The 9,055-nt window shown below is 38.7% G+C and carries 8 protein-coding genes; 4 read left to right on the forward strand and 4 right to left on the reverse strand.

The window, feature by feature from the left end; translation table 11 throughout:
* Nucleotides 1–153: 153 nt before the first annotated feature.
* On the reverse strand, nucleotides 154–477 hold the full coding sequence (locus AR328_RS12065; RefSeq protein ID WP_066295255.1) for a winged helix-turn-helix transcriptional regulator: 324 nt from the start codon (nucleotides 475–477) through the stop codon (nucleotides 154–156).
* A 203-nt stretch (nucleotides 478–680) separates the two neighbouring features.
* On the opposite strand from AR328_RS12065, the gene AR328_RS12070 reads away from it, so the two are divergent.
* The 3 genes from AR328_RS12070 (at nucleotide 681) to ribD (ending at nucleotide 3,809) form a co-directional block, all read left to right on the forward strand.
* Nucleotides 681–1,781: an FAD-dependent monooxygenase gene (locus AR328_RS12070; protein WP_066295256.1), complete on the forward strand. Its 1,101-nt coding sequence runs from the start codon at nucleotides 681–683 to the stop codon at nucleotides 1,779–1,781.
* A 40-nt stretch (nucleotides 1,782–1,821) separates the two neighbouring features.
* Nucleotides 1,822–2,589: a GTP cyclohydrolase II gene (locus AR328_RS12075; protein ID WP_066295257.1), complete on the forward strand. Its 768-nt coding sequence runs from the start codon at nucleotides 1,822–1,824 to the stop codon at nucleotides 2,587–2,589.
* A gap of 131 nt (nucleotides 2,590–2,720) precedes the next feature.
* Entirely contained in the window at nucleotides 2,721–3,809 is a 1,089-nt protein-coding gene (ribD, locus tag AR328_RS12080) for a bifunctional diaminohydroxyphosphoribosylaminopyrimidine deaminase/5-amino-6-(5-phosphoribosylamino)uracil reductase RibD (protein WP_066295258.1), read from the forward strand.
* Nucleotides 3,810–3,907: 98 nt separating this feature from the next.
* On the opposite strand, the gene AR328_RS12085 is transcribed toward ribD, so the two are convergent.
* The gene (locus AR328_RS12085; protein ID WP_066295259.1) at nucleotides 3,908–4,807 is read right to left on the reverse strand and encodes a TetR/AcrR family transcriptional regulator; all 900 of its coding nucleotides are present in this window, start codon (nucleotides 4,805–4,807) and stop codon (nucleotides 3,908–3,910) included.
* 183 nt (nucleotides 4,808–4,990) lie between these two features.
* Here AR328_RS12085 and AR328_RS12090 point away from each other — a divergent pair, with 183 nt between their 5' ends.
* Nucleotides 4,991–6,520, forward strand: coding sequence for a DHA2 family efflux MFS transporter permease subunit (locus tag AR328_RS12090; protein WP_066295260.1), 1,530 nt, complete (start codon nucleotides 4,991–4,993; stop codon nucleotides 6,518–6,520).
* A 43-nt stretch (nucleotides 6,521–6,563) separates the two neighbouring features.
* Here the strand turns inward: AR328_RS12090 and AR328_RS12095 are convergent, their stop codons facing one another.
* Both AR328_RS12095 and AR328_RS12100 read right to left on the reverse strand, forming a co-directional pair.
* A complete protein-coding gene (locus tag AR328_RS12095; protein WP_066295261.1) occupies nucleotides 6,564–8,438 on the reverse strand; it encodes an ATP-binding protein in 1,875 nt (624 codons plus the stop codon).
* Nucleotides 8,435–8,839, reverse strand: a complete 405-nt coding sequence (locus tag AR328_RS12100; protein ID WP_231734816.1) for an anti-sigma regulatory factor — start codon at nucleotides 8,837–8,839, stop codon at nucleotides 8,435–8,437. Before AR328_RS12100 ends, AR328_RS12095 begins: the two co-directional genes overlap by 4 nt.
* Between the last annotated feature and the right edge of the window lie 216 nt (nucleotides 8,840–9,055).

A 9,055-nucleotide genomic window follows, 5' to 3' on the forward strand; every position in this document is an offset into this window, starting at 1 on the left:
ATTTTATTGAAAAAAAATAAGCAAAGCCAGTGAAATTTTACTTGGTGTAAAATTCCACTGGCTTTTTATTTCAGAGGAGGGTTTTGTCCCACCCTCGTTTTTTTACCTGTAAACTTGCTGTTGAATAGCCATATAAGTGCATATGATTGGGTATTATTCTTCAGATTCCACTTCTACCCACGATTTTGACCACTCTTCTATTTCTCTCATAATTGGCTCCAAAGCTAGCCCTTTTTCAGTCAAGGAATATTCGATTCGCACTGGCGTTTCCGGGAAGACTTCACGTTTAATGATTCCTTGGCTTTCAAGATCCTTCAGTCGTTCTGAAAGGACTCTTCCGCTTATACCAATGGAGGATTCTAACGTACAGAAACGCTTTGTACCTGACAGCAGCTGGTAAATCACAAGGCCAGTCCAGCGCTGACTCAAAATATTCATCGCACTCTCGAATCGAGGACAAAGTAGAGATTTATTCATCGCCCATCACCCCTCTATTAATATAATCCCATTTTACGATAATCAATATAATTACCATACATCATAATTATACTTGACACAAGTACCTTTTGAAAATATAATTACTTACATAAAGTAACTAACTAATCAAATTGAATGATAAGATCATTATAACAAATAAATGGATGACAAATGAGAACTTTTTTGAAAAATGGGGGGTTAGCATGAATCTCGAAGCGGATGTTTGCATTGTTGGTGCTGGCCCTGGCGGCGCTTTATTAGGGTATTTGCTCGCGAAGAATAATATTTCAACGATTGTTGTCGAGCGTCATGATGGGATTGACAAAGAATTCCGCGGCGAACATTTAAATAAAGATGGAGAAGCCATTTTGAAAAAATACGGCTTATATGAAAAGGTCGAAAATGAAGGCTTGCTTTTAATGGAGCGAATCGAATATTGGCATCAAGGACAAGTGATTAAGACGGTAACACCTGCTGAAGGTGATCAACATGTAGGAATCCATGTCCCGCAGCGAAATTTATTAAGCGTTCTGATCGGAGAATCCGAACGATATCCAAATTACAATCTCATGATGGGCGCGAGGGTTACGGAATTAATTAAAGATGAAAATGGCCAGATTACAGGAGTAAAAGCTATAAAAGACGATCAGGAAGTGACCATTCATAGCTCCGTAGTAGTAGGTGCGGATGGGCGGTTTTCTACAGTAAGAAAATTAGCGGAAATGCCGTTTCAGACGATCAAACATGGCTATGACCTCCTTTGGGCCAAAATACCAAGCCCGGCAGGATGGGAGCCAACGATTAAACAGACATTAGTTGGGGAAAGGCAGCTAGCTTTATTTACCCAGGCAGGCGGATTTATACAAATTGGCTGGAATATTGAAGAGGGTTCATATCCTTTCTTGAGAAAGCAGTCCATTGAACCGTTTATCAGGCAAGTGACCGATGCTTTTCCAGAATTAACGGAAACGGTTCAGCAGCACATTCAATCATGGAATGATTTTATTTTATTAAAAGTTCAAAGCTGCCATTGTCCAACATGGGTAAAGGATGGCCTCGTCATTATGGGGGATTCCGCCCATACGATGAGTCCTACGGGAGCATTTGGCATTAATTGTGCCTTGGTTGATGCGAGTGTTTTATCGGAAGTGATCATTGAAGCACTCGCAAGCGAGGATATGAGTGCAGCTCAGTTAAAAAAATATGAAAATGACCGCCGGAATGAGATCATACAACTGCAAGAGCAGCAATTAATAAAAGAAGCATCCTATAAAGATCATTTTACCGTTCAAGCCTTAGCTTGATGACGGTTGAAGTTGAAATAAGGTATGGGGGGAAATCATAGTGGGAGAAACTCAGCTGAATTCGAACAGACTTTCTGTCTTAGAAGATAAAATTCAAATTATAAAATCAGGTGAAGGTGCGATTTACTTAGTAGGACCAATCCGCCTGCCGGTTAATTTAGACGGAGAAACGATTGTTTTTAAATGGTATAGCTGGCTAAAAAGCGATGAAATATTAGAAGATTATCAACAGGTTATTTCTAAATTATCAACTGCCAACTTAGCTGAACATCAACAATCAAGTGTTCTTGTTTACGGTGACTTTGAGTATGAAGATGAGGCTATGATAAGAATGCACTCCATCTGCCATACGGGGGATATTTTTGGAAGCAAGCGATGTGATTGTGGGTTTCAGCTGAAGCAGTCGATGAAAATGATCGCGGAGCATGGTGTGGGAGCCTTATTTTATTTAGCTAATCATGAAGGCCGTGGAATTGGATTATTTAGTAAAGCCATGGCTTATATCCTTCAAGAAAATGGACACGATACAGTGGAGGCTAATGAAGCTCTTGGCTTTGCTGATGACACAAGAAACTACGATGATGCAATTCAAGTTCTTAAAGCGCTAAGAACGAAGCCTGTAACACTTATAACGAATAATCCTAAAAAGCTTGAAGCATTAAGAGCTTCAGGGCTGCCTGTCTCAGGAAGAACGCCATTATGGGGAGATATCTCCGAATACAATGAACAATATTTGCGGACAAAAATAAAGAAATCCGGGCATATGGAAGTGGAAGGTGCTTTGCCGGTTAAGCCTCGGGTTATGTAACACTCAGGACTCGAGGTGCAAAGCAGCGCCTTAGTTCTGAGTGACTATCACGCGTTGAATCAATCGTTACAGATGATTCAGGTGGAAAGATAACATCCGAAAAATTGCCGCCAAAAGAAGGGACTGTCCGAATGATGAATCATGAATTTTATATGGAATTAGCCTTGAAAAATGCACAAGCGATGAAAGGCCAGACCGATCCCAATCCATTGGTTGGTGCGGTCATTGTCAACGAAAACCGTGTTGTAGGGATTGGCGCCCATTTAAAGGCAGGTGAGCCGCATGCGGAAATCCATGCCATTCGAATGGCTGGAGAGCAAGCAAAAGGCGGCACCATATATGTGACGCTTGAGCCTTGCTCTCATCATGGCCGGACAGGTCCTTGTGCAGAGGCCATTGTGAAGGCTGGAATTAAACATGTAGTGATTGCAACGCTCGACCCGAATCCAGTTGTATCTGGAAATGGGGTGAAAATCCTTGAGGATGCCGGCATTGAGGTTATCACTGGGGTTTGTGAAGCAGAATCTCGAAAGATGAATGAAGTTTTTAATAAGTTCATTGTCGAGAAAAAGCCGTTTATCACCTTGAAATCAGGAATCACCCTAGATGGAAAAATCGCAACCCATGCTTCGAGCAGCAAATGGATCACCTCGGAAGATGCGAGACATGATGTCCATCTGCTAAGGAGTGAAAATATGGGCATTCTTGTTGGGGTCAATACTGTTATTCATGACGATCCAGAGCTGACTTCAAGAATTCCGAATGGACGCCATCCAATCCGGATTATTTTGGATTCTTCCTTGAAAGTCCCTTTGGAATCCAAGGTAATCACAGACAAGAAAGCGGAAACTTGGATTTTTACTAGTGAAAACTACGACAAAGACAAGCTGAAAACACTAGAAGACTTAGGGATTCCTGTATTTGTTACGACTGGTTCGAAGACTGTTGACCTGAATCAGGTTGTAGAAATATTGGGGGAAAAGCTTGTTTCATCCGTCTTAATAGAAGGCGGCGGAACGGTTAATGCTTCCTTTTTAGAAAATAAATTAATTGATAAAGTTGTCCTTTACATCGCTCCTAAATTAGTAGGCGGAAAGAATGCACCTACCTTTTTGGAGGGGACAGGAATCGAGATGATGAGCGATGCTATCGAATTATCAGATGTAACCGTGACTCCAATTGGGAAAGATTTTAAGTTTGTGGGGTATCCTTCCTATTAACCCATTGGAGTCATCATGCCAAAAGGTGCCAGTTTCTATCCAATGTATGGGAAAGAGGCTGGCACCTTTTCATCTTTTAAATCAATTAGCAATAAATCTTAGTCTATTTCATCTATTTGAGTAAAATAGGCAGAAATTAATTGTTCTATTTGATGAAGTTCTTTATGTGCAAACAATACTTTTTCTTGTTTTAAATTTTGGAGCGTTAATTCAATTAGAAACTTACGGGGCTTTTTGGAATCTACGATTTCTTCTTGAATAAAATCCAGTAATTCGATGTATTTGGACTTCTCTTCATGATGAATTAATGCCTTTTTTAATTCTAAAATCGAATGGTATAAACTGTTTTTGAAGGCATGATTGTTTCCCTTACAGTTCGGCAGCCAGTTTTCCAATAGTTCCGGCTTAAGCAGCTGATCCCCAGCTTCAGCCACCTCATCTACAATCTTCACTATTCTACTAACACAATATCGGACAATTTTGCTGAGGCTCGCATTTGATCCGTGTGCCAAATTATTGTATTTAAGATTATTGTGCAGAATCCCCATAAACATTACGGCACAGTCCAATAAATACGGTTCCTTGTCTTCCCCAAATATTTCGATAAAACGGTGATACTTCCACTGGAGTATTCGCAGTTGACCTCGTTTAATATATTGTTTAAGCTCTTCATCATTCGAAAAAATGACTTCTTCAAAAAGGGAAATAAGTTTGTTTGCCCGGTTGGTCTCCAATTGCAATTCTAGTTGTTTAATGAATATCTCAATATTCGAAGGATCTTGACCAATAAGCAAATCATTTCGCTCTTTTTCCAGTTGTTTGTATATGGTCCTAAAGAGGGCGATTAATAATTCACTTTTTGACGAAAAGTAATTATAAAAAGTCCCTTTAGAGATACCGCTATACGTTAAAATATCTTGAATCGATGTGGCCTGGAACCCTTTTTCAATAAATAATTGATGGGCCATTTTAATGACATGCTTCTTTCTTTCGTTCATAATATCACCTTTGATATGAATTGGACTCACTGTACAAAATTCATAGTACATTAATTTTGTGGTTTACACAAACCCATTTAATCATGGAATTTTTTTATTGCAAAAATTGAACACATGGTATATGATATTGTTCTGTGTAACACGGGTACAAATTAATGTACTTAAGGTATAGGAGGAGAAATAATGGGTGAAGCCACTAAAAAGTCAAACGGTGCACCATATGGGATTCTTGCGATTCTCATGATTGGGGCTTTTATTACCTTTTTGAATAATACATTATTAAATATCGCACTTCCTTCTATTATGGAGGATCTTGATGTTGGCCCATCGACCGTACAGTGGCTGACAACTGGTTTTATGCTAGTAAATGGAGTGTTAATTCCAACAACGGCCTTTTTAATTCAGAAATATTCAGTTCGTCATTTATTTTTAGCAGCGATTGGCTTATTTACAATCGGAACTGTTCTAGCTGGCTTTGCACATGCCTTTCCATTATTATTAGCAGGAAGAATGTTTCAAGCCTCAGGTTCGGCCATTATGATGCCGTTATTAATGAATGTGATGTTGGTCTCGTTCCCAATTGAAAAAAGAGGAACGGCTATGGGGTTCTTTGGGTTAATTATGATGGCAGCACCAGCCATTGGTCCGACCTTATCAGGCTGGATTATTGAACATTATGACTGGAGAATGCTGTTTCATTTTATCACGCCAATATCTATCATTGTATTGCTGCTTGGGTTTTTCATGCTTAAGGATAAAAAGGATAAAGTGGATATCCGCCTTGATTTCCTTTCTGTTATATTATCCAGCGTAGGCTTTGGCGGGATTCTATATGGATTTAGCTCTGCGGGTACTAAAGGATGGGATAGTCCCTTTGTCTATATCACCTTGATTCTTGGCGTTATTGCATTAGTATGGTTTATTTTGCGTCAATCAAGGATGGAACGTCCGATGCTTAATTTCGGAGTATTTAAGTTTCCGATGTTTGCATTATCAGCAACGATATCGATGGTTTTAAATATGGCTTTATTTTCTGGAATGTTATTACTTCCAATTTATGTGCAAAATATTCGTGGCATTTCGCCGATGGATGCAGGCATACTCATGCTGCCAGGAGCCATTGTTATGGCAATCATGTCTCCAATTACAGGGAAATTATTTGATAAAATTGGAGGGCGGCTCCTAGCTATTATCGGTCTTGCGATTACTACGATAACAACTTATTATTTAAGTAAATTAACACTTGATACAACATATGGCCATTTAATGATGCTATATACTGTTCGGATGCTTGGAATGTCTTTGGTTATGATGCCTGTTTCGACAAATGGTTTAAATCAGCTTCCTGCACGCTTTTATCCGCACGGTACAGCGATGAATAATACACTCAATCAAATTTCCGGTGCGATCGGTACCGCATTGCTTGTTACACTTATGTCCAATCGTACGGAAACACATGCAGCTAACTTAGCTGCCGAAGCGATGAAAAATGCTGCAGGGCAAGCGCCTACAGAAGCAGCAATGGCTGCCTTGAAACAGCAAATTGAGATGAAGGCAATGCTTGAGGGAATTAATGATGCATTCTTTGTCGCAACCTTTATTGCTGCGGTATCCCTCATCCTTGCATTCTTTATTAAAAGAGCGAAACAAGCGGAAGATCCAATGGAAAGTAAATCAGAGGGTGCAAAAATAGCTAAATTAGCTGAAAATTAACGAAAAAAATGCACGGATCCTATCGGGGATCGTGCATTTTTTATTATTTTCCTATAGCAAATTCCTGCATTTCCTGTAAAGCCTGCTGAAGGTCTGACATCGTTTTTACCCCATTATCAATTTCGATTCCGAGTTCAATCATTGTGTCTGCAGTATCAGGACTGATTCCTGTTAAGATCGTAGAGCAGCCTAATAGTTTGATGCCTTTCACAATTTTAAATAAGTGGTTAACAACCGATGTATCGATATAAGGAACACCTGAAAGATCAATAATTAATTTCTCAGCTTTTAATTCTTTTACCTTAATGAGTGTTTTTTCACGGATTTTCTTTGCCCGATATGTATCAACATTTCCCACTACAGGAAGAATACAGATCCTCTCAGCAATAGGGATAATTGGAACAGACAATTCATCAACCGTTTCCCGGTGAATCTTTAATAATTCATCTTTATAGCTAACATAATAAGCTGTATGCGAATCAATGTATAGGTCAATAATATCATTGACATATCGCTCTAATGCAAAGAATTCTTCCGTGCTTAAAGAGTGATTCGATTCAGAGTAAAACGCCTTAATAGCATTCCAAATAATTCCTCTTGCGGATTGAAAAAGCTCCAAGGATAAATGGATTGGGAAATCAGTTCTTGCACTTTGACCTCCACTAACCTTCGCCTGCTCCATAATTTCCTCTGTTTTCAATTCAAGAATATTTTCTGTCACGACCTTAATAATTGGATTCCCTTCCGCCTCATACTCTTCAAGAATTTGATTTTCTTTCATAAAAGCAGTTAAATAGCCTTTGGTTTTTTGCAAATATTGAATCCATTCATTCGTATAAAAGTCTAAATTGTCTTTTAGAAATTGAGCTAATTCTACCTTTGAATGCACCGCGTTGATCATGGGAAGGCCCCCTATAAATGTATTGGATGGGTGATTTGTTTTAGCAAATGAAAGAAAGAAGGTCGTTCCTTGTCCTGGTTCGCTCTTGACACGGATGCTGCCATTATTACTTTGAATCGCATTAAATACTTGGGCAAGCCCCATTCCTTTGCCATCTTGCTTTAATGTAAAAAAAGGCGTGCCAAGCAGACGAAGCTTGTCCTTTGGTATACCAATGCCCGTATCAGAGATGCTTATGTGAACGCCAAGAGGATCTTCGTATTGTTCAACCACTAACGTGCCGCCATCATTCATCGCTTCGATGGCATTTTTAATTAAGTTGAAAAGCGCTTTCTTAATTTGGTCTTTTCTCCCGGTAACCATCGCTTGATCGTGGCTGAATTTCCTTATTAAATGGATATGATAGAGCTGGTTTTGAAATAAAAGCAATATCGCGTCAATCAATGCACATAAATTAAAGGTTGTATGCTGTTCCTGGAAAAACTCAGGCTTTGATACACTCATTAAATCATTTAACGTTTGAATCGCACGGTCTAATTCACTTTGCGCAATTTGAGAATATTCCTGATTATAATTTTGCTCCATTAGCTGTAGAAAGCCTTTCACAGCCGTCAATGGATTCCTCACTTCATGGGCAATTCCGGCTGCCATTTCTCCGATTGAGGATAAAAGGTGATTATTCCAATTGTTATGCTCATGCATGTTTTGAAGCTGATTGACATTAAAGATAAAGATATGGATCTTTTCTAGCTTTTCATCTTTAAATGTTCGATGAAACAGAAAAAAGTGGGGCTGTGTATCGACAACCAGAATAAATTCATTACATTTCCCCATAAAACATTCATGCAGCTTCGCTTTAAGTTCGTTATTTTTTATGCGGTGAAAAAGGTAATTGGAGCTGCTGTCCTCTGAAATTATTAGGCTTTTTCCTATGGAATTTACTTTTTGGATTGTTCCATCAGGAGTCATTTCTATCAATCCATATAAGGCTTCATTAGAGGCAGGCGATTTAATCAATATTTATTACCCCCATTATTGAGCCACTTTATAGCTCGGACTTTTGTTCCATGGTTTATTTTGCTGGTAATTTCAAATTCATCCATAAGACGCCTTACTCCAGTAACCCCTAAGCCTAATCCCGTTTTTGAGGAATAAGATTGAGTCAATATTTCCTCCAAGTTCTTAATCCCAGGGCCCTGATCGATGGCGACGATTTCTATACAGTGAGGAAGCGGCTTTATGTAAAGCTCGCCTTTACCAGCATAGAAGACGATGTTACGCGTTAATTCCATGATAGAAACAACTACTTTGGTTTGTTGGCTGCAACTTAAGCCAAGCTCCTTCGCAACCTTTTTTCCTATTGAACTTGCCACATACACATCGTCTTCTCGTTCGATAATAATTTTGTACAAATTCATCTCCAATCCTTTATGTAGAAATATTAGAATTTTGGGAGTATTTTAGTATATTTTAGCTAAATTTTATCACAATTCTTGTAAAAGTGTATAGAAATTTATTATTATATTAGAATAGTAAAATAAAAAAGAGGCTGGGACATAACTAGCTTCAAATAGTGAGAAAGGAGAATTTGAGTGAACTCAAATTCTCCTTTCTCTATTTTTTGATATTAATTC

Origin of the sequence: Bacillus sp. FJAT-29937 (assembly GCF_001509555.1) — a bacterium.
Classification (GTDB): domain Bacteria; phylum Bacillota; class Bacilli; order Bacillales; family Cytobacillaceae; genus Cytobacillus.